At 65.9% G+C, this 21,026-nt stretch carries 17 protein-coding genes and 2 pseudogenes; 13 read left to right on the forward strand and 6 right to left on the reverse strand.

Annotated elements, in window-relative coordinates:
* Positions 1-138 precede the first annotated feature (138 nt).
* Positions 139-1,824 (forward strand): DUF3352 domain-containing protein, encoded by a 1,686-nt coding sequence (locus tag QM621_RS04480; RefSeq protein WP_414989161.1) that lies wholly within the window; start codon positions 139-141, stop codon positions 1,822-1,824.
* A 58-nt stretch (positions 1,825-1,882) separates the two neighbouring features.
* Here QM621_RS04480 and QM621_RS04485 read toward each other — a convergent pair whose 3' ends face one another.
* A complete protein-coding gene (locus QM621_RS04485) occupies positions 1,883-3,148 on the reverse strand; it encodes an alpha/beta hydrolase (RefSeq protein ID WP_414989162.1) in 1,266 nt (421 codons plus the stop codon).
* A 104-nt stretch (positions 3,149-3,252) separates the two neighbouring features.
* On the opposite strand from QM621_RS04485, the gene QM621_RS04490 reads away from it, so the two are divergent.
* From QM621_RS04490 to QM621_RS04525, 8 genes and pseudogenes are all read left to right on the forward strand, one after another.
* Positions 3,253-4,740, forward strand: coding sequence for a flavin-containing monooxygenase (locus QM621_RS04490; RefSeq protein WP_414989163.1), 1,488 nt, complete (start codon positions 3,253-3,255; stop codon positions 4,738-4,740).
* Between the two features lie 55 nt (positions 4,741-4,795).
* Positions 4,796-5,392 carry a winged helix-turn-helix domain-containing protein gene (locus tag QM621_RS04495; RefSeq protein ID WP_414989164.1) on the forward strand — a complete coding sequence of 199 codons (597 nt, stop codon included), beginning with the start codon at positions 4,796-4,798 and terminating at the stop codon, positions 5,390-5,392.
* A 16-nt stretch (positions 5,393-5,408) separates the two neighbouring features.
* A complete protein-coding gene (locus QM621_RS04500) occupies positions 5,409-5,876 on the forward strand; it encodes a hypothetical protein (RefSeq protein WP_414989165.1) in 468 nt (155 codons plus the stop codon).
* A 145-nt stretch (positions 5,877-6,021) separates the two neighbouring features.
* Positions 6,022-7,341 (forward strand): ATP-dependent 6-phosphofructokinase, encoded by a 1,320-nt coding sequence (locus tag QM621_RS04505; RefSeq protein WP_414989166.1) that lies wholly within the window; start codon positions 6,022-6,024, stop codon positions 7,339-7,341.
* Positions 7,342-7,456: 115 nt separating this feature from the next.
* Positions 7,457-8,344: pseudogene (locus QM621_RS04510) on the forward strand (DEAD/DEAH box helicase); the annotation flags it as partial.
* Positions 8,345-8,656: 312 nt separating this feature from the next.
* Positions 8,657-9,601 carry a C-terminal helicase domain-containing protein gene (locus QM621_RS04515; RefSeq protein WP_414989221.1) on the forward strand — a complete coding sequence of 315 codons (945 nt, stop codon included), beginning with the start codon at positions 8,657-8,659 and terminating at the stop codon, positions 9,599-9,601.
* Positions 9,602-9,617: 16 nt separating this feature from the next.
* Positions 9,618-10,298, forward strand: a complete 681-nt coding sequence (locus QM621_RS04520) for a hypothetical protein (RefSeq protein WP_414989167.1) — start codon at positions 9,618-9,620, stop codon at positions 10,296-10,298.
* Positions 10,295-14,959 carry a class I SAM-dependent DNA methyltransferase gene (locus QM621_RS04525; RefSeq protein WP_414989168.1) on the forward strand — a complete coding sequence of 1,555 codons (4,665 nt, stop codon included), beginning with the start codon at positions 10,295-10,297 and terminating at the stop codon, positions 14,957-14,959. The genes QM621_RS04520 and QM621_RS04525 overlap by 4 nt, the downstream gene beginning before the upstream one ends.
* Positions 14,960-14,962: 3 nt before the next feature.
* Here the strand turns inward: QM621_RS04525 and QM621_RS04530 are convergent, their stop codons facing one another.
* From QM621_RS04530 to QM621_RS04540, 3 genes are all read right to left on the reverse strand, one after another.
* A complete protein-coding gene (locus QM621_RS04530) occupies positions 14,963-15,337 on the reverse strand; it encodes a hypothetical protein (protein ID WP_414989169.1) in 375 nt (124 codons plus the stop codon).
* Complete coding sequence (locus QM621_RS04535; RefSeq protein WP_414989170.1) at positions 15,334-15,795, reverse strand: hypothetical protein; 462 nt, start codon at positions 15,793-15,795, stop codon at positions 15,334-15,336. The genes QM621_RS04530 and QM621_RS04535 overlap by 4 nt, the downstream gene beginning before the upstream one ends.
* Positions 15,796-16,013: 218 nt before the next feature.
* Positions 16,014-16,685 carry a hypothetical protein gene (locus QM621_RS04540; protein WP_414989171.1) on the reverse strand — a complete coding sequence of 224 codons (672 nt, stop codon included), beginning with the start codon at positions 16,683-16,685 and terminating at the stop codon, positions 16,014-16,016.
* 407 nt (positions 16,686-17,092) lie between these two features.
* Between QM621_RS04540 and QM621_RS04545 the strand changes: the two genes are divergently transcribed.
* Positions 17,093-17,740, forward strand: a complete 648-nt coding sequence (locus QM621_RS04545) for a hypothetical protein (RefSeq protein WP_414989172.1) — start codon at positions 17,093-17,095, stop codon at positions 17,738-17,740.
* Here QM621_RS04545 and QM621_RS04550 read toward each other — a convergent pair.
* Together QM621_RS04550 and QM621_RS04555 are read right to left on the reverse strand one after the other, a co-directional pair.
* Positions 17,701-18,909: a hypothetical protein gene (locus QM621_RS04550; protein WP_414989173.1), complete on the reverse strand. Its 1,209-nt coding sequence runs from the start codon at positions 18,907-18,909 to the stop codon at positions 17,701-17,703. The genes QM621_RS04545 and QM621_RS04550 overlap by 40 nt on opposite strands.
* Before the next feature lie 125 nt (positions 18,910-19,034).
* Entirely contained in the window at positions 19,035-19,163 is a 129-nt protein-coding gene (locus tag QM621_RS04555) for a hypothetical protein (RefSeq protein ID WP_414989174.1), read from the reverse strand.
* A gap of 251 nt (positions 19,164-19,414) precedes the next feature.
* Between QM621_RS04555 and QM621_RS04560 the strand changes: the two are divergent.
* The 3 genes and pseudogenes from QM621_RS04560 to QM621_RS04570 all read left to right on the forward strand — a co-directional run.
* A pseudogene (locus QM621_RS04560) lies at positions 19,415-19,603 on the forward strand (transposase); the annotation flags it as partial.
* Between the two features lie 129 nt (positions 19,604-19,732).
* Positions 19,733-20,362 (forward strand): hypothetical protein, encoded by a 630-nt coding sequence (locus QM621_RS04565; RefSeq protein ID WP_414989175.1) that lies wholly within the window; start codon positions 19,733-19,735, stop codon positions 20,360-20,362.
* Positions 20,363-20,418: 56 nt separating this feature from the next.
* Positions 20,419-20,874, forward strand: coding sequence for a hypothetical protein (locus QM621_RS04570; protein ID WP_414989176.1), 456 nt, complete (start codon positions 20,419-20,421; stop codon positions 20,872-20,874).
* Positions 20,875-21,026 lie beyond the last annotated feature (152 nt).

Raw genomic sequence — 21,026 nt, forward strand, 5'->3', positions numbered from 1 at the left:
TTGGCTATTCTGCCGTCATCTGGCCACACGACGTGAGGACGTCCCATGAGCAACGCACTGCCTCCCCCTCCTAGCGGAGCCACCCCTCCGCCGATTCCCCCGGCCGCACCAGCCGCAGCCGGCGGCGCTGGCGCTGGCTTGAAGATCGGCGCCGGCGTCCTGGGCGCCGTCCTCGTCGTCGGCGGCGTCGGCTACGGCGGCTACACCGTGTACGACAAGACCCTCGGCGGCGGCGGCCCGCAGCCCGCCGACGCCCTGCCGGCCAACACCATCGCGTACGCGCGCGTCGACCTCGACCCGTCCGCCAGCCAGAAGATCGCGCTGATGGACCTGATCGACCGCCTCCCCGACGTCAAGAAGGAACTCGGCATCGAGGGCCTCGACTCCGAGGACGACCTGCGCGAGACGGCCTTCACCGACTGGTTCGACCTCGAGGACGAGTGCGGCGTCAGCTACGCCGACGACGTCGAGCCGTGGATCGGCCAACGCGTCGGCGTCGCGCTCACCGACGACTTCGAGATCAGCGACGACGAGGACGAGACGGGCGAGAGCCTGGCCAAGAGCGTGGCGCTCGTCATCCAGGTCACCGACGAGGAGAAGGCGAAGGACGGCATCACCAAGCTCGCCACCGAGTGCGGGATCATGGAGGACATCGACGACGAGCTCGGCACCGGCGACGAGCCGGGCATCGCCTTCCGCGAGGGCTACGCGGTCGTCACCGTCGACCAGGACGCCGCCGACGCGATGGTCGAGGCCGCGAACGGGAGCAGCCTCTCCAGCAACGACAAGTTCTCCTCCGACATGGACACCCTGGGCGAGGACGGCGTCGCCTCGGTCTGGTACGACCAGGCCGCCATCAACGAGCGTGTCGAGCAGGCCATGGACGAGTTCGGCGGCGTGCCGTCGGAGGTCGAGGACATGATGGGCTACTACTCCAAGGTCGACTCCTCCGCAGCCACGCTGCGCGCCACCGACGACTCCCTGGAATTGGCCGGGGTCGCCAGCCTGACCGAGAAGTTCGAGGCCCCGGAGGCCGAGGGGCTCGCCGGGCTCCCCGAGGACACCCTCGCGGGCCTGTCCATCGTCGGCGGCGGCAAGCTCGCCGAGAAGGCCTGGGAGGCGTTCCTGCCGTGGGCTGAGATGTCGGGCGAGTTCGACAGCTACTCCGACATCTACGAGGACGAGGACTGCTTCGACGCCTACCTCAACGACACTGACTACTACGACTACGAGGAGTACGCCGAGGAGCAGTGCGGGATCAGCAGCGAGCCCGTGGACGTCGAGGAGATGATCGAGGAGCAGACCGGACTGAGCATGCCCGACGACCTCGCGACGGTGTTGGGCGACGAGTTCAACATCTACCTCGGGTCGAGCAATATCGACGACATCGCCGACGCGGTCGAGGACGAGGACGTCGAAGGCGTGCTCGAGTCCGGCAACGCCGGCATCGAGATCGTCTCCGACGGCGACCCCGCCGCGATCCTTGAGGACCTGACGGACCTCGCCGGTGTCGACATCGACATCACCGAGACCGACTCCGGAGCCATCATCGCCACCAACGACGGCGCGGCCGACACGCTGGAGAACGACAACGGCCTCGGTGGCACCGACGCCTTCACGAGCGTGGCCGAGGGCCACGACCGTCCGCTCGGCGGGTTCTACGTCGACCTCGCCGCCGCCTTCGACGCCATCGAGGCCGTCGACAGCAGCGCGGGCGACGAGCTCGACGACTACGCCTTCCTGAAGGCGCTCGGCGTCACCGCGTGGATGGAGGACGACACCACCGTCGGCTTCAGCGCGAAGTTGAGCTTCACCAACGAGTAAGCGCATGCGCGAAGGGGCCCGGAGGCGATCGCCTCCGGGCCCCTTCGCGTGCTCGGGCTCAGCGGCGGCCGAACAACCGGCGCCACCACGATGCGCGGGCCGGGCGCGGCTCGGCCTCGATCGCCGGACGCGTCGGCGGGGCGAAGTCGGGCTGGTCGCCGACCACGACGCCGTCGACGACGGGCGCCTCCTGCGGAGTCTCCTCCTCGACGATCTCGCCGACGAGGGTCTCGACCGTCGTGTGCGGGCTCGCCGCCTCCTCGACCTCCTCGCCGACCGCTCGCCGGGCGAAGACGCCGGCCAGCCGGACCGCCTCGCGGCTCTCCGGGAGCAGGTCGGCCAGCACCGGGAAGGCGTGGACCTGGCCGCGCCACAGGTGCGTCTCCACCTCGACGCCCTTCGCCGAGAGCTGCAAGGCCATCGCCTCGACCTCGGGGCGCAGCATCTCGTCCTCGACGGCGATCATGAAGGTGGGGGAGTCGATGAACTCGGCGGCGTCGAGCGGGGAGTCGCAGCCCTCGATGTCGCTCTCGCTCGACAGCCAGCGGCGGCGCACGACCCGCACCTTGCGCAGCGGCAGGTAGGCGTCGTTCATGCGGCTGACCTGCTCGACGCCCTTGTCGAAACGGTCGGGGTCGAGGCTGAGCAGCGGCGAGAAGCCGATGATCGCCGCCGGCGGCTGCAAGCCGCGACGGGCGGCGAGCTCGGCGACCTTCATCGACAGGTAGCCGCCCGCCGAGTCGCCGGCGACGACGATCTTGTCCGGGTGCGGCGACTCGGCCAGCAGCGCAGTGTAGGCGTTGATGGCGTCCTCGACCGAGTCGGCGACCGCGCCGTCGGGCAGCTGGATGTAGTCGACCGAGATCACGGGGGCGCCGGTGACGAGCGCGAGCCGCTCGCACACCCGGCGGTGCGTCTCGATGCCGCAGGAGAAGAAGCCGCCGCCGTGGAAGTAGAGGACGGTCATGTCGCTGTCGGGACCGTAACGGTGGGTCATCTGCTCGACCCGGACCCCGCCGAGGCGGTACTCGACCGGCTCGACGTAGCGCGAGCGCGGTCCCTTCGACGTGACGACGTCGAGCCGGCGGATCAGCCGGACGGTGCTGTCGTTGAAGGGCACCAGCGTCAGCGCGGGCTTGACGGCGATGCGCGCGACGCGCCCCAACACGCGCGAACGCACGCTCGGGGTGTCGTGGACGATCGCCTTCTGGTCGACCACCTGCAGCGGCCCCCGGCCGCGCCGCACGATCCGCAGGGCGCCCTCGCGCGGCACGCTCGCCCGCTCGAAGACCGAGGCCTGGCGCTTCATGAAGTCACCGATCATCCCCCCACGGTACCCGCGCATCCCGTCATCGGACGGATACAGGGTCGTATCTCACATGTGACGGCACCGACGTTTGCGCAGGCCACGGGCTATAGGGTGTCGTCATGTCGGACCACATCCATGACGCGGTGATCGTCGGGGCGGGCTTCGGAGGCATGGGCGCGGCCATCGCGCTGCGCCGTCGCGGACGCCGCGACCTGGTGATCCTGGAGCGCGAGGACGACCTCGGCGGCACCTGGCACGTCAACCGGTATCCGGGGCTCGCGGTCGACATCCCGTCGTCGACCTACTCGTACTCCTTCGCGCCGAATCCCTACTGGTCGCGGCTGTACGCGCCGGGGTCCGAGCTCAAGGCCTACGCCGACCACGTCGCCGAGCGCTTCGACCTGCGCCAGCACATGCGCTTCGGCGTCACCGTCGAGAACGCGGCGTGGGACGAGCAGACGCGCTCGTGGGCGGTCACCGACAGCACGGGCGCGGTCACGCGCGGGCGGCTCTTGCTCACCGCGACCGGCTTCCTGTCGCAGCCCAGGCTCCCCGACGTCCCCGGCGTGGAGTCCTTCGCCGGAAAGGTCATCCACACCGCCCGCTGGGACGACGCGCACCGGCTGACCGGCGAGGACGTGGCGATCATCGGCACCGGCGCGACGTCGGTGCAGCTGGTGCCGGAGCTGGCCCGGGTGGCCGGGTCGCTGGCGGTGTACCAGCGCACGCCGATCTGGGTGACGCCGAAGCTCGACGGCCCGATCCCGCGCGGCGTGCAGAAGCTCTTCGCCCGGCTGCCCTTCACCCAGCGGATCGCTCGGCTCGTCGGCAGCGCGGCGCTGGAGGCGCTGATGGTGATCGGCGTGCTGCAGTACCGCCGGTTCCATCCGCTCAACAAGGTCGCGGAGGCGTGGGCGAAGCTGCATCTGCGCCGTCAGGTCAAGGACCCCGACCTGCGGCGCGCGCTCACCCCCGACTACTCCTTCGGCTGCAAGCGCCCCACCTTCTCCAACACCTACTTCCGCACGTTCAACGAGCGGCACGTCGACTTGGAGACGACCTCCATCGACCACATCGACGAGCGCGGCATCGTCACGACGGACGGCCGTCGCCGCGACATCGACACGCTGATCCTCGCCACCGGCTTCGACCTGTGGGACGCGAACTTCCCGGCCTTCGCCGTGGAGGGCACGGACGGACGGGAGCTGGGCGCGTTCTGGCGGGCCGAGGGCTTCCAGGCCTACGAGGGCGTCAGCGTGCCCGGCTTCCCGAACTTCTTCAGCCTGAACTCGCCGTGGTCGTACTCGGGCCTGTCCTACTTCACGACGATCGAGTCGCAGATGAAGCACATCGACCGGCTGCTCGCCGAGGCCGACCGCCGACGCGCGACCCGGATCGAGGTCGGCGAGGAGGCCAACGCCCGGTTCCTCGCCCAGATGCGCGCGAACATCGAGTCGTCGGTGTTCGCCCTCGGCGACTGCGGCAGCGCCCGCAGCTACTACTTCAACCAGCACGGCGAGGCCACCCTCCTGCGCGCCACCTCCACCCTCGGAGCCTTCGCCGCCGCCAGCCGGTATCCGCTGGAGGACTATGAGCTGAGCGATTGACCACCCTTGACAAGGCCCGCCGGAACTTCCCTAAACTGTCAGCTAGGTGACATTTATGAGAAGTTCAACCCCCCATCTGCTGCCGCTACTGCGCTCACGAGCTCAGGGCGACATCCTCGCCTGCGTCTTCCTCGCTCCTGAACGACGTCATAGCGTCAGCGAACTCAGCGATCACGCCAGGACTTCCCTCCAGCAGACGTTGCGCGAGGTGCGCCGACTCGAGGACGCGGGACTGGTCCGCACCCAGAAAGCGGGCAACACCCGTTACGTGGAGGTCCGCGACGACAACCCGCTGGTCAAGCCGTTGACAGAGTTGCTGACCCTGTCCTTCGGACCCATCCCCGTGCTCACCGAACTACTGGACGAGATCAACGGCGTCGAGTCGGCGATCATCTACGGCTCCTGGGCCGCCCGCTACCTCCAAGTCCCCGGCCCCGTGCCCGGCGACATCGATGTCCTGCTCCTCGGCGACACCGATATGGACCAGGTACGAGATATGGCGAAGGAGGCCTCCCACCGCCTCGCCCGCGAAGTGTCAGTCCGTCGCATGACCATGGTCTCCTGGAAGATCGACGCCAACACCGGTTTCCGCGAGACGTTGCGTGACCGGCCACGCGTCGTGTTGAGAGGAGCGGACATCGATGAGCTCTGACCGAGGCGGTGGTGGAATGAGGCGATGGCCCGTCGGAGCCGCTGAGATCGAGGACATGTTGGAGCGCGGATCACTCGAACGAGTGCGTCCCAACACCTTCCACGCCGACCATCTTCTCTCGCAGGCCGCGCTCGACCTCACGACATCGCAGGCGATGGCCCAGACGAATCCGACCCGCGCCTACGAAGCGCTCTACGAATGCCTGCGCGGCTCAGTCGGAGGACTCTTAGCCGTCCAGGGCCTCCGCGTCACCCGTGACGGTGGCCATGTCGCCTATGTGGAGGTCCTGCGCCATCAAACCGGACAGGACGACGACGCCGATTTCTTTCACGAGATGCGACAACGCCGCAACGAACTGCAGTATCCGACGGAGAGCACGATGAGCGTCGTGGCTGACGAGGTCCTGGAACGGGTCACCCGTGTGAGCGACATCGCTGCGAAGATCCGGCAACTCCTCGAATCCAGCGGCATCGGACAGTTCTAGCAGCGCGTTCGTGGCGTTCGCTCGCACTCTCCACCTCTCCCAGTGTGGGATTTGTCAAGTAGAAAGTGCGGTATTTGTCAAGTAGGAGCCTCGCCGTCGTGCCGCTGGCTCTCCTCGGGCCATAGGGCGCGACTAGGCTCTCGTCATGGTGACGCTCGCTGATCTGCAGGTGACCCGGCTGGGGGAGGGGACCGTCGACTCGCCGCTCGCGGCGTATGTCGGGGACCGCTCGACGAACGAGTACTACGTCGGCGAGGACGACCGCGTCCTCTTCGACGACACGCTCCGGCTGATCGGCGAGCGCGGCGTGCCGTTGGAGGAGCTGCCGTCGTTCGAGGCGGGCGGGCCGCGCGCGAGGCTGTTCTTCGACCCGGCTGCCACGAAGGTCGGCATCGTCACCTGCGGCGGCCTGTGCCCCGGGCTCAACGACGTGATCCGGGCGCTCACCCTCGCCCTCTACGAGCGCTACGGCGTCACCGACATCACCGGCTTCCGGCACGGCTACGCGGGCCTCGTCCCGGAGCACGGGTTCACGCCGGTCCAGCTGACCCCGGAGTACGTGGCGACGATCCACGAGCGCGGCGGCACCGTGCTCGGGTCGTCACGCGGCGCGCAGGACGTCGGCGCGATGGTCGACACCCTGCAGCGGCGCGGGATCGACATCCTGTTCGTGATCGGCGGCGACGGATCGATGCGCGGCGCGCACGCCCTCGCCCAGGAGGCGCTCGCCCGCGAGGCCGGCATCGCGGTCGTCGGCGTGCCGAAGACGATCGACAACGACATCCCGCACATCGGCCAGAGCTTCGGCTTCCAGACCGCCTACTCCCGGGCGGCCCAGTCGATCAAGGCCGCCAAGATCGAAGCCGAGGCGGCGATCAACGGCATCGGCCTGGTCAAGGTGATGGGCCGACACGCGGGCTTCATCGCCTGCTACTCGGCCATCGCCAACCACGACGCCGACTTCGTGCTGATCCCCGAGGTGCCGTTCAGCCTCGACGGCGACAACGGCGTGCTGGCGCACATCCGCCGCAAGGTCGACGAGCAGGGGCACGCGGTGATCGTCGTGGCCGAGGGGGCCGGGCAGGAACACCTCTCCGCCGACGGCGGCGCCGACGCCTCGGGCAACGCCAAGCTCGCCGACATCGGACGGCTGCTGCGCGAGCGGATCACCGCCGAGTTCGCCGAACGCGGCGAGGAGTCGCTGTTCCGCTACTTCGACCCCGGCTACTTCATCCGGTCGGTCCCCGCCGACCCCGCCGACTCGGTCTACTGCGCGCGCCTCGCCCACACCGCCGTGCACGCGGGCATGGCCGGGCGCACCGACCTCGTCGTCGGACGCCGCCGCCACCGCTTCGTGCACGTGCCGATCCCCTACGTCACCCACCGCACCCACGGCGTCTCCCCCGACGGCGACCTCTGGCTCAGCGTCTTGGAGTCCACCGCGCAACCGGTCGACATGACCTGAGGCGACACGTCCATGACCATCTGGAGTCACGCAGTCCAACCGCTTCTGCCGGCTGCTGTCGATAGGTTGTCTCTGTGACGTCAGACACTTCGAGAGAGCAGCGCCCATGAGTCGAATGGGCGACACCCTTCCAGCTCCCGGCTCCGTGCTGCTCATTCGTGACGAGGAGTGGCTGGTCACACGCGCTGAGCGCGCGAATGACGGCGAGTGGTTCGTCACCGTCCAAGGAGTCTCCGAACTTGTCCGAGACACCTCGGCCACCTTCTCGACAGCGTTGGACGAGATCCAGCTTCTCGACCCCGCCGGCGCCACGGTGGTGGCCGACGACTCTCCCGAGCATCGTCGCTCTCGGCTCTGGCTCGAAGCGATGGCCCGCAAGACCGCTGTCCCGATCACCGATCCGACGCTCACCGTCGCGACGCAAGGCCTCGCCGACAGCCTCCCGTACCAACTGGCCGCCGTGCGCAAAGCCCTCGCCCCCGACAACCTCCGTCCGCGCATCCTGCTCGCCGACGCGGTGGGTCTCGGCAAGACGCTGGAGATCGGAATGATCCTCTCCGAGCTCGTGCGGCGCGGGCGCGGCGAGCGCATACTGATCGTCACGCCCAGGCATGTCCTGGAACAGATGCAATTCGAGATGTGGACCCGCTTCGCTCTGCCGTTCGTCCGTCTCGACTCGCTCGGCATCCAGCGCATCCGCCAGAAGCTGCCCGGCAACCGCAATCCGTTCGCGTACTTCAAGCGGGTCATCATCTCGATCGACACGCTCAAGAGCGACCGTTACATCAACCACCTGCGAAAGCAGCACTGGGACGCGGTCGTCATCGACGAGAGCCATAACGTCACCGGCGCCTCGCAGAACAACCGCCTCGCCCGGCTTCTGTCCAGCCGCACCGACGCCCTCATCTTGGCCTCGGCGACGCCTCACAACGGTCGCAAGGAATCCTTCGCCGAACTGATCCGCATGCTGGAACCCAGCGCGGTCACCCCCGACGGAGACTTGGTCGAAGAGGAGGTTCAGCGCCTCGTCATCCGTCGGCACCGCCACAGCGAAGAGGTCGCCAACTACGTCGGAGGCGATTGGGCCGAGCGGTTGCCGCCGGACAACCAGATTGTCAAGGCGTCCGCCATCGAGAACGAGATCGCCCGCGAACTCGACGAGGTATGGCTGCACCCGGTCAGCGGCAAGAGTCCCTACTCCGGGCCGAACTCGTCGTTGTTCCCGTGGACCCTGGTCAAGGCGTTCCTGTCATCACCGGCTGCTCTGCTGGCTTCGGCCTCCGCGCGGCGCAAGCGCCTCGGCCATGAGCTGTCGTTGGAAGAACAGGCCGAGGAATCAGCGCTTCAACGGCTCGAGGACCTCGCTCAACGAGGCCTGACGGAACCGACCGCGAAGTACGACGCCCTCCGCGCGCACCTCGCTGCCATCGGAGTCGGCAAGGGCAAAGCGACGCGCGTCGTCGTGTTCGCCGAGCGCGTACCGACACTCCATTTCCTACGCGAGAAGCTCCGCGAGGACTTCGGGTTCAAGAGTGATGAGGTCGAGGTGCTGCACGGTGGCTTGACCGACACCGACCAACAAGCCGTCGTCGAGTCTTTCAAATTGGAGTCGTCACCCATACGAGTTCTGGTGACGGGCGATGTCGCGTCCGAGGGCGTCAACCTTCACCTGCAGTGCCACCACCTCGTCCACTACGACATCCCCTGGTCGCTCATCCGCATCCAGCAGCGCAACGGTCGCGTGGATCGCTATGGCCAGAAGAACCCACCGCGTATCACCACTCTGTTGCTCGATCCCGATGTCGAGAACTCGCTGGGCGACCTGCGTGTCCTCACACGGTTGATGGAACGCGAGCACGAGGCCCACCAGGCCCTCGGTGACTCCGCCTCACTCATGGGCAAGCACGATGTCAAGACCGAGGAAGACGAGATCCGCAAGGTGCTCGCCGGTCAACAGCGTTTCGAGGACACGGTCAGGGAAGTCGGCCAGGTCGGGGTGGGTGACAGCTTCGACGACCTGTTCGCCCGGCTCATCGGTGACACGAACGACGGTTCCGAACAGCAGGCCACGGATGGACCGACCGCTGTCTACGACGCGGACCTCGACTTTCTGCGTGACGCCCTCGACGAGGTGCTGGAGACTCCCGGACGGCCGTGGCCGGACGGGGTGTCGTGGAAGGAGGAGCCCGCTCACCAGATCGCCGACGTCGCCCCTTCCCCCGACCTGCGCAAGCGCCTCGAGGTTTTGCCGCAGTCCTAACATCAAAGACCGCGAGGTGACCGAACGACTCCGCCTCGCCACGACCATCGGCCGCGGACAGGCGTCTCTCGAAGCGGCCCGTGGCGCCGGTCAGCACACCCTGTGGCCTGAGGCGCACTACCTGTCACCGCTCCATCCCGTCCTTGAATGGGCGGCTGACCGTGCCCTCGCTCAACTCGGACGCAATCAGGTGTTCGCAGTCCACGGACCGGTCGACGAGGTCGCCGTCCTGTTGCACGGCACCCTGAGCAACCGGCGTGGCCAGGTGGTCGCGTCGTCCTTCTTGCTGACGCGGTTCGTCGGGGGCGCGCCGGATCAACTCGCCCTGAGCGAACCGCGCTCCAGTCTGCGGAGCGCCTTGGAAGCCCTCGGCATCGCCGGTAACCACGTCAACTCTGGGGCGCCTGTCGATCTCGAAGAACTCACTCGCTACGTCGCTCCCGCCGTCCGCCAGGCCCGCGAGGCGCTCTCGACGGTCGTCGACGCGGCGGAGCAGGACACCCGCGCGCGCGTCGCGGCGTGGGCGGACCGCGTCAACCAGTGGGATGACGAGGCCGACGCCCTCATCCAGCGATCCGAGATCAGGGAGCGGCGCTCGCTGGTGGTCGGCGAGAAAGAGATCGCCGAGTCTCTGTTGCCTGATCAACGTATGGTGCGACCGCTGCTGGTCGTCGTGCCGAAGGAAGGTGCCCAGTGAGCGCGAGCGACGCGATTCTGATCGGTGAGGACTGGATCAGCGAGCACTACTTCACCACTGACGCGAAGAAGCAATCCTTCACAGCTCGGGTACTCGCGCGACGGAAAGTCTGGGACGAGCAGAAGGACACCGGCTCGGTGCGCTCGCGCTTCACCGCGGCCCGCGGATCGCTGCTCTCGCGTCTCGCCTCGCTGGAGGACTCCCCCGACCTCGTCGGTAGCGTCCTCAAGGACCTGGCCGACATCCTCGGCTACAACGCGCTCGGCCTCACTCATGTCGCCTCTGGTCCGGCGACGTTCATCCGGCAGGTCAGCCTGACTGACGGCCCCGGTGTCGCGCTGATCGCCGCCGCTCCTGCGGCGACGCCCGACGACCTGTTGGAGAAGGATGTCGCGACGCTCGCCGACCCCTATGAGGTTGACGACTCCACTCAGATCCAGTCAGTCTCACGGCTTCTGTCGGCTCTGTTCGTCGCCGATGACGCGCCGGACTTCGCGCTCGTTCTGGCCGGACGGATCGCGCTCGTCGCCGAACGTGAGCGCTGGCCCGAAGGCCGCTACCTCGCCATCGACCTGCAACTCGTGTGCGAACGCAGTGACGACAAGAAGGGCGGCGAGACCGACACCGTGTTGTCCTGTCTCTCGGCCGAGTCGTTGGCTCCCGACGCCGAGGGCAACATCTGGTGGCGCGACGTCCTCGACGAGTCGGTCAACCACACGGTCGGGGTCTCGCAGGATCTGCGTGAAGGCGTCCGCCTCTCCATCGAGATCATCGCCAATGACGTCGTGTCACGACGCGCCGCCCAGGGCCTTCCTCCGCTACCTGAGAGCGAGGCGCAACCGCTGGCCAAGCAGTCCCTGCGGTTCCTCTATCGCATCCTGTTCCTCCTCTACGCCGAGGCGTCACCGGAGTTGGGCGTGCTCCCGACGGGCGCCCCGGAGTATGAGCAGGGCTACAGCCTCGACCGGCTCCGCGACCTGATTCAGACGCCCCTGACGTCGCCACAGGCGGAGAGCGGTTCCCACCTGTACGAGTCGCTGTCGGTGCTGTTCCGGCTCGTCGACCAGGGCTACGCGCCGTCTGAGACCGACCAGGACGAGGGCTTGCCGCAAGCGCTCACCTTCCGGTCGCTCAAGGCGGACCTGTTCCGGCCCTCAGCCACGGCGCTGATCGACGAGGTCAAGCTCAGCAACATCGAACTTCAGCGCGTCCTCCAGCACCTTCTCCTCAGCAAGGAGAAGCGCGGCAGCGACCGGGGCTTCATCTCGTACGCCGAGCTCGGCATCAACCAGCTCGGGGCCGTCTACGAGGGCCTGATGTCTTACACAGGCCGATTCGCTGAGACCGACCTATATGAGGTCGCCAAGGGCGGCGACGGCTCCAAGGGCTCGTGGTTGGTGCCGGTCGACCGGGCAGGCGGCATCGACGACAAGGATTTCGTCCGCTACGAGGACCCGATCACCAGCGAGCACAAGCCCGTCCTCCACCGGGCTGGCTCGTTCGTCTTCCGGCTCGCCGGCCGCGAGCGCCAGCAGTCGGCGTCTTATTACACGCCCGAGGTGCTGACGAAGTTCACCGTCGGTCAGGCGCTCGAAGAACTCCTCGATCAAGAGGATGCGACGACGTCGGCCGAGGACATCTTGTCGATGACGGTCTGCGAGCCCGCGCTCGGATCGGGCGCGTTCGCGATCGAGGCCGTCCGGCAACTCGCGGCGCAGTACCTCAGCCGTCGTCAGCACGAGCTGGGAGACCGTATCGACCCGGAGGAGTACCCCAAGGAACTCCAGAAGGTGAAGGCGTATCTCGCGCTCCACAACGTCTACGGTGTCGACCTCAACTCCACCGCCGTGGAGTTGGCCGAGATCTCGCTGTGGCTCGACACGATGATGGAGGGTCTGCAAGCACCGTGGTTCGGCCTCCACCTGCGCCGTGGCAACTCACTGATCGGCGCCCGCCACGCTGTCTACCCGCGTCGTCTGGTCGAGAAGAAGCGCGCGTGGCTGAAGGCCGTCCCGAACGATGTCCCACTCACTGATCTGCCCGACGACATCGCCCAAGGCCGTGACGGCGCGACGGGTGGCAGCGTCCACCACTTCCTGCTCCCGGCAGAGGGCTGGGGATCAGCGATCAAGGCCAAGGAAGCCAAGGAACTGGCCCCGGAGGCGCTGGAGAGATTGAAGCAGTGGCGCAAGCGGGTGCTTGTGCAGCCGACCAAGGCACAGGTTGACACGCTGGTCGGTCTCAGCCGACGGGTCGAGTCGCTCTGGCAACTCGCCTGGCGCAGGTTGTCCATCGCTGAGAGCGAGATCCGACGCTCCATCGACGTGTGGGGCGCCGAAGGTCCGCCGGTCGGGGGAGCCGTCACCCGTGAGCAGATCGAGCAGAGCCTCGCCGACCCCAACAGCGCCTACCGCCGCCTGCGCCGTGTGATGGACGCATGGTGCGCCCTGTGGTTCTGTCCGCTCACCGAGGAGACAGCCCCACCGACTCTCGACGAGTGGATCGAGACGCTTCAGAAGCTTCTCGGTCGCGTCGGCAACGTGAAGAAGCAGCCTGTCGGTCAGTTGTCGCTGGCGTCGGCATCGAGCTGGGACGACCTCGGTGTCGCTGAGGAGAGCGACCTACGCTTCGCCATGGTCAGCGACGTCGAGAACATTCTCGACGAGCACCCATGGCTCGCCGCCGCCGAGCGGGTTGCCACTCAGCAGGGCTTCTTCCACTGGGAGCTCGACTTCGCTCCGGTCTTCTCACGAGGCGGCTTCGACCTCCAAGTCGGAAACCCGCCGTGGGTGCGCCCACGCTCTGACGTCGATGCACTGCTCGCCGAGGCCGACCCCTGGTGGCAGCTCAAACCCAAGAAGTCCACCGCGGCCGAAAACAAGGCACACCGCGAGGCCGCGCTCGCCATCCCTGGCACTCGGGAACTGCTGCTTGATGGCACTGCCGATGTTGCGTCGATCGCGGCGTTCCTGGGCGATGCGGCTCAATACCCGCACCTCGTCGGCCTCCAGCCCGATCTCTATCGCTGCTTCATGGAGCAAACCTGGCGGCACGCCAAACCAACAGGTTCGGCCACCAAGCGCGGAGGTTCGGTTGGCCTCATCCACCCCGAGACCCACTTCACCGACGAGAAAGCTGGGCTGCTGCGCTCGGCCACCTACACGCGCTTGCGACGCCACTGGCAGTTTCTGAACGAACTTGTCCTCTTCGAGATTGACCATCACGTCAGTTTCGGGGTGCATGTCTACGCCGCTGAGGGCGAACCTGCGTTTCAGCAGGCGACGTCGCTTTACCATCCGGACACGGTGGACCGGTCGCTCAAACATGATGGTTCAGGAACTGAGCCCGGCTTGAAGGACGACGACGGCAAGTGGGACCTCCGCCCGCATTCAAGCCGCATCCAGCGCGTCGACCTCGCCACCCTCGGCACCTGGCACGCCGTACTGGAGTCCGAAGACGTGCCCGTCGGCCAGTCCCGCATGGTCTACACCGTCAACCGCTCCACCGCCGCGGTGCTCGACAAACTGGCCGCCGCGCCCCGCATTGGGGACCTGGGGTTGTCCTTCTCTCCGGGCTGGCACGAGAAGAATGACCGGACCAAGGGCTACTTCGATGCCGAGTGGGGTGTGCCTGAATCGTGGGATTCGGTGATCCTCCAAGGACCCCACCTCCACGTCGCCAACCCCTTCTACAAGCAGCCCAATCCGACGATGCTGCACAACCAAGACTGGACCGCCGTCGACCTCGAAGCCCTCCCACCCGACGCGATCCCCGCCACCTCCTACAAACCACGCGGGGACCGCGCCGAGTACGACGCCGCATCCACACACTGGGACGGGCCAAGCGGATGGACGTCAGCCCGCTCACACTTCAGGATCGCGTACCGAGCTATGGCGGCAAACACGGGCGAGAGAGCGCTCATCCCCAGCGTGATCCCGCCAGGCACCAGTCACGTCAACGGCGTCTTCTCATTTGGCCTGCCTGGAGGCAGCGCCCGGAATCTCGCGCCGATCGCGGCGTCCGTAACGTCGCTGATTGCCGACTTCGCAGTACGTGCGGCACCGAAAAGCGGAATCTACCAGGGCGTCTTTGAGCGGCTCCCGGTCGTCACTGATGAGCGCCTTTACCCGTGGTTGAACTTACGCCTGCTGCGGCTGACGGCCATGACCGAAGCGTACGCCGACCTGTGGGCAGAGGCGTGTACGCCGGAGTTCGCCGAGGACGCTTGGACAGACAGCGCCCACCGGATCGACCGACCCGTCTTGGGTGAGTCCTCGTCGGATTGGCACGTGGGCGTGCCGCTCCGGCGAAGCCTTGATCGAAGGCAAGCCCTGCTTGAGATCGACGCGCTGGTTGGTATTGGACTCGGGATCAGCGCCAACGAACTCTGCACGATCTACCGAACGCAGTTCCCTGTGCTCTTCGGCTACGACCGTGGTCAGTATGTCTACGACCGGCACGGACGAGTCCTGCCCACGGCAGTCCTGACAGCGATCCGCAAGGGCGGCTCGGATGTGCCTGAGAAGGAGCGAACGCATGTGCATCCTGACAGCGGGGTCGAGTACGTCTACGAGGCGCCCTTCCGGAACCTTGACCGCGAGGCCGACCTGCGGATCGCCTACGCCGAGTTCGAGCGCAGGCTCGCCGAGGCCGCCGACTGACCGCTACTTGGTCTCGTTCGGGTGTGCGGTGTGTACAGCCTCGATCAGCACTCGACCCGCAACCTTCGACTTCTTGTCAGCAACCGCCACGAAGTACCAAATACGGCCGCCACCTGGGAACTTGTACTGGTAGCGGTCGTACTCGTGGTCTTCATAGGTTCCAGTGCCGAGTTCGGCCTTCATGCGATAGACACGTTTGCCGTCCTCCTGGGTGGGCTGCTTGCACAGATGATCCCAAGCGTCGACGATCGTGTTCCGGAAGGTGGCGAGTCCGTCCCGCCAGCCCTTCTCGGCTTGCCGAGTGATGAAGACGATCTCGAACTCTGCCCGCTTCAGTGGCCGCTCGACAGGGGAGCCGCGCCCCTGCTTCGGACTCACGCGCTGCGCGGGTCGGACACGGCCACGCCACCCGGAATGTAGTCGAGGTCATTCAGTTGGTGCTGGAGGCCGAGGGACAGCACCTCCGCAGTCTCGCGCCAGTTTCCTACGACTGCTGCGAGCCGATCGAAACGCCCGACCGAAGCGCACGCCCGCGCGGTCCGAAGGAACTCCCCCGCGAAGTCGCGGCGCGAATCCTCGTCGAGAAACTCGATCCACGGGAACGGTCCGACCAAGTTCTCGGCAATCCTCTCGGCGACGGACTGATCCTGGACCGTCGCCGCGATCAGCTGAGCGAACGCGGCGACCATTTCCTGGTCCGCAGTTGCATTGGTGTCCTTGCTCAGGCGCAGCGCCTCCCCGTCACGCCGAGTGATGACCACGTCACCTTCGTCAAGCGCTCGGATCACTGTGTTCGGTTGCCGTAGCAGCGCGGAGAGGGTAGCGGTCGTGGTCATAACTTAAGTATGCAGGACTAGTTCAGAACTGTCACGGTGAACGCTCGGAGTACAGGACTCGTCGGGTACGACCGCGGTCAGTATGTCTACGAGGCACCCTTCCAGAACCTCGATCGCGAGGCCGACATGCGGAGCGCCTATGCCAAGTTTGAGCGTCGGCTGCACTGCGCGCGCTGAGTCGCTGTTCGTCCGTGAGGCGGACCGCAAGCGCCCGAAGATCAGGAGTAGTCAGTGCGGTCGATGCAGCACAGGAACTCTTGCTCGTTGAGGCGGGTGTTCCAGAGTCGACGGCTCCGGTCGCTGAGGTGCATCTCGAATCCGTGCTGCGTCGGCGACCACCATGAGAAGGTTTCGACCTTGGTGCCTGTGAGGACCGCTTCGTCGAGCGCGGGAATGAGATCGCTGTCGAGTGAGGCGAGGATGACGAGGTCGATGTCGTCACGGCGGGCGTGTCGTACGAGGGCCAAGGCACACAACACGTCCACGCCCTTCTCATCAGGCCGACCGACTGGGACGCGAAGCCCCGTCTTTGGGTCAATGACGGCTTGCCCGTTGGCATCACGCTGATAGCGATACCGAAGCGGGCGATGGTTGACGATCACGCGCTTATCCCGTTCCCAACGCGACTTCTGCGCGAGGTTGCGCGCGTAAGCGCGGGGCTCGTGATCGGCGCTCGGGAGACCTCGGTACACGTCGACCAAACGTAGAACGGCCTTGCTTGCACCATCGCGTTGTCGAGCGTTTCGAACCTGGAGCAACTGCTGCGCGAAGGACAACGGGTCAATCAGTGCCTCGTGCTTGGGGCCGAACCGCGTGGAGTCGAATCTGCCGTGTCCGGTGAGGTGCACGTTCTGGTAGTCGATGACGACGGCGGCCCGGAGGTCAGGCACGAGACCCTCCTGAGTGAGGTGAAGAAAAAACCCCACCAGTCCCGGAGGACGGTGGGGAGCTAGGGCCTCAGTATGACACACCGTTCCTGAACGTGCGTGTTTGGTTGTCGATCAAGTTGGTGTCGGACGAGTCGTAGCCGAGAATCTCTCCACGAAATGACGGAGCAAGCAGATGAGCGGGTCCGTGGTGATGGTCCTGGCTCCATGACGCCGGGCTTGTCTTTGAACTGCCTGAACCAGAGGGTTCCGTGGTCTCGGCGAGGGATTTCTACCGAGTCGCGTGGCGAACGATGGCCGCGACGACAGGTGAACGAACCCTCATCCCAACGCTGCTGCCATCTGGGGCAACTCACGTCGATGGATGCTTCAGTGCGGGCTTGCCGTCTGCGGGTGCCCAGGAGGTCGCCGTGATCACTGCGTTCACGTCCTCAATCCTGTTGGACTTCAGCATCAGGGCCGTCCCCAAGAAGCACGTTCGGTCCCCGCAGTTTGAGCGCCTACCCTTCGACGTCAACGCAGACGTCCGGGACCTGCTCTTGCTCCGAATCCTCCGGTTGACCTGCGTCACGGAGGCGTTCGCCGAGTTGTGGGAGGCGTCGTTCGTCGCCAACTTCCGGTCCGACTCCTGGACTCGCGTTCTGTCTGGGATCGAGACCGAGATCGGTTCAGTTGCCAGATGGTGGAGTACCGAAGTCGCGCTGCGTCGCGCACTCGAGCGTCGGCAGGCGCTCATCGAGATCGACGCGCTGGTGGCCATTGCTCTCAATGTCACTGCGGATGAGTTGGCGACGGTCTACCGGACGCAGTTCCCGGTGCTCGCTGGCTACGACCGCCATGCGTACCTGTTCGATGCCAACGGGCGTCTGGTGCCGAACCCGGTTCTGAGCACCTGGCGACAGAAGGGGTCGGCGATCAGCCGCGAGGAACGCACGGCACGGCACCCCGAATCGGGCGTCGAGTACACCTACGAACTGCCGTTCTCCACCCGAGACCGGGAGGGAGACCTTCGGTGCGCTCACGCTGAGTTCTCGGTACGACTGGCCAACCGGCGCTGAAACTCGGAGTGGGCGACACGGAGATCACCTGCCCTGTCCAGCACCGTGAACGGCAGCTCATACCGGTACTCGACGCCGCTTCCTGGGTGAGTTGCATGTAGGTCGGTCGGGTCGAACTGCTCGCTGTCGTCTCCACCGCCACGCTTGCGCCAATGGCTCAGCACCGATGGAGGTACCTGGCGACCGCGACGGTCAAAGGCATACTGCGTTCGGTCGTAGCCAGCGAGCACCGGGAACTGGGTGCGGTACACGGTCGCCAGCTCGTCGGCTGTGATGCCGAGAGCAACGGCGGTAAGCGCGTCAATCTCAAGTGCGGCTTGGCGGCGGTCGACGGCGCGGCGCAACGGAGTCGCGGCCGTCCACGAGTCAGTGACATCTCCGAGGTTGACAGTGACTCTGTCGGGGGTCGCCGTCCACCTGTCGCTAGCGAAGCTCGCCTCGTAGACCGCCTCCCAAAGTGGAGCAAAGGCAGCCGATACACACGTCAGACGCAGGTATCGGAGGCGCAACTCCGGCCACAACGGATGGCCTGATTCTATCGCCGGAATACGCTCAACCGTCGTTGCCCGGATGTTTGCCTTGGGCGCTGCCCGGACAACCAGGTCGCTGGTGAGAGACGCGAGTTGGAGCGAGACGTCGACCAGTTTCACGAGATCGTCGCTCACGGGGGTCACCGAGAAGACACCATCGATGTGCGCCGCCCCCGGAGGGATGACAGCGGAGATAAGCGTGCGCTCGCCCGTGTTCGCGGCCATCTTTCGCCAGGCAACCCTGTATCGACGCCGAGCCGATACCGAACCCTCTGGTTCGGCTTGCCAGTGGGTGTATGCGGCGTCGTACTCGGCGCGGTCCCCGCGTGGTTTGTAGGAGGTGGCGGGGATCGCGTCGGGTGGGAGGGCTTCGAGGTCGACGGCGGTCCAGTCCTGGTTGTGCAGCATGGTCGGGTTGGGCTGCTTGTAGAAGGGGTTGGCGACGTGGAGGTGGGGTCCTTGGAGGATCACCGAATCCCACGATTCAGGCACACCCCACTCCGAGTCGAACATCCCTTTCTTCCGGTCGATGCTCTCGTCCCAACCACGCGAGAACTGAAGGCCAAGTGAGCCGATCCTCGGTGCCTTCGAGAGCTTGTCGAGGACGGCGGCGGTGGAGCGGTTGACGGTGTAGACCATGCGTGACTGGCCGACGGGCACGTCATCGGACTCCAGGACGGCGTGCCAGGTGCCGAGGGCGGCGAGGTCGACTCGCTGGATGCGGCTTGAATGCGGGCGGAGGTCCCACTTGCCGTCGTCGTCCTTCAGGCCGGGCTCAGTTCCTGAACCATCATTTTGAGCGACCGCTCCACCGTGTCCGGATGGTAAAGCGACGTCGCCTGAAGGAACCCGGGATCGCCCTCGGCGGCGTAGACATGCACCCCGTAGCTCACGAGGTGATGGACCTCGAAGAGCGACAGTTCGTTGATGAACTGCCAGTGCCGACGAAGCCGGCGATAGGTGGCCGACCGCAGCAGCCCAGCTTTCTCGTCGGTGAAGTGGGTCTCGGGGTGGATGAGGCCAACCGAACCTCCGCGCTTGGTGGCCGAACCTGTTGATCTATTGGTTCGACCTGGGGTGAGACGGTTCTCAAAGACAGTCGTCAGCAGGAAGAACGCAACAAAGTGTCACGTCTACACCGAACAAGAAGCGTCGGCAGTTCACGGCTGAGTTCAAGGCCGACGTGGTGCAGCTCGTGGTGGCCGGTGCGGGTCGTCCGATCGCGCAGGTCGCCCGCGAGTTGGAGCTCAACGAGTCGTCGCTGTGTAGCGGGTCAAGGCCTACCGTGCCGAGCCCGCGGGGTCCGGATGCCCCGACACCGGTCGAAACCGCCGCGCCCCTCCCCACACCAGTGGGGATTCCTCTCCCTACGAGTAGAGGTCGTCGGCCGAATCCTTCCCGGGCCTACTGCGCGTGAGCGTCGTCGCGCGGTTCCATCGGCCGTGCTCAGTAGTCTTGAGGCGTGACTGTCGACGCCCCCGCCGATCAGCCAGACGACGGCGAGCGTCGTGAGCTGACTCCCGAAGAACAGGAGAAGTTGCGGCGGCTCGCTACGAGTCTGCAGGGCATCTCAATGCCCAAGTTCGAGTTCAATATCCCGAAGCTCGTGGACTCGAGTGCATTTGCGAAGATCGCCGCTGACGCCGCACGACTCTCTTCCTTCGCGTTGCCGGAGTCCACACTCAAGAACTTCTCGGCTCTCGCGGCTCAACAGTCACTCATGCTCGACTCGATGAAGCCTGTTGTCGAGGCGCAGAGCGTATGGAAGAAGCAGTTCGAGGTCATCAACAGTGACTTCTTCAATACTCACGCAGCGACTCAGGCGCAGTTCGCCCAACTGACTGCGAATCTGACCAAGACCATCGACTTCGGCATCAGTGACTCGTTCGCCAAGTTGGCGAGCCAGTTCGCCGCACAACAGTCCTCGTGGTTTAAGGCGTTGGGACCGGCGCTTGAGCGTCTGGGGGAGAGCTTCTACCCGTTCAATCTCCGGGCCATCGAGAACCTGGAGTTCGAGGACATCGAGAAGGTCGTCATGGCCGACAGCATCGCCCTGTACGGCGTACCGAGGGCTACATCGCGGAGGCGCTGATCCGCGCCGGGAGCGCTGCCAAGCGCCGTGAGATTTTAGGCCGCAAGTGGAAGGCGATGTCCGCAGACTGCCGTTCAGCACTCAACGGCTGCGATTCCGACTCCGTCGCGGGCTACGTGTCCTTTGGTCTGGCCGCGTTGGATGCGCTGGACAACGGGCACACCGAGGCTGCCCAGGCGCTCGCGGGCTCACTCATCGACAGCCTTCTCTCGAACTACTTCGGCAAGGAGCGCAAGAACTACACACCTGACAGGAAGGGCAAGCGGACCACGAAGGCCTACGAGGAGTTCACGGTCCGCCAGTTCATCGCGTTCGCCCCCATGTGGCAGACCTACCAGCAGTTCTGGGTTGAGGACGGCGACAAGATCCCGACCACGTTCAGCCGCAACGCGACCGCTCACATGGTCAGCCCGAGGCAGTACAACCGTCGTAACGCGATACAAGCACTCCTCTTCGCAACGAGCCTCATTTACTTCCTCAACGAGCAGGAGTCGAGGCGCAGGGTTGGGTGACGGGCAGCACCATGTGCACTCCGAGCAGAGCATCCGTTGAGACGACGTGATTGACGCCGCTACGGCAATGAGCCCCGGTCATGACGAGCAGCTCGTCTGGGTAGTCCCGATGACAGATTCGCCTGCGGGGCCCGGAGCCGTTAGGAGTGCGG

Source organism: Aeromicrobium sp., assembly GCF_047606445.1.
Lineage (GTDB): Bacteria > Actinomycetota > Actinomycetes > Propionibacteriales > Nocardioidaceae > Aeromicrobium.

What these genes read in the sequence shown, in the direction of transcription:
- QM621_RS04485 (WP_414989162.1), bottom strand. Translation starts at nt 3,148, where the DNA reads ATGATCGGTGACTTCATGAAGCGCCAGGCCTCGGTCTTCGAGCGGGCG.
- QM621_RS04490 (WP_414989163.1), top strand. Translation starts at nt 3,253, where the DNA reads ATGTCGGACCACATCCATGACGCGGTGATCGTCGGGGCGGGCTTCGGA.
- QM621_RS04495 (WP_414989164.1), top strand. Translation starts at nt 4,796, where the DNA reads ATGAGAAGTTCAACCCCCCATCTGCTGCCGCTACTGCGCTCACGAGCT.
- QM621_RS04500 (WP_414989165.1), top strand. Translation starts at nt 5,409, where the DNA reads ATGAGGCGATGGCCCGTCGGAGCCGCTGAGATCGAGGACATGTTGGAG.
- QM621_RS04505 (WP_414989166.1), top strand. Translation starts at nt 6,022, where the DNA reads ATGGTGACGCTCGCTGATCTGCAGGTGACCCGGCTGGGGGAGGGGACC.
- QM621_RS04535 (WP_414989170.1), bottom strand. Translation starts at nt 15,795, where the DNA reads ATGACCACGACCGCTACCCTCTCCGCGCTGCTACGGCAACCGAACACA.
- QM621_RS04550 (WP_414989173.1), bottom strand. Translation starts at nt 18,909, where the DNA reads ATGGTCTACACCGTCAACCGCTCCACCGCCGCCGTCCTCGACAAGCTC.
- QM621_RS04570 (WP_414989176.1), top strand. Translation starts at nt 20,419, where the DNA reads ATGTCCGCAGACTGCCGTTCAGCACTCAACGGCTGCGATTCCGACTCC.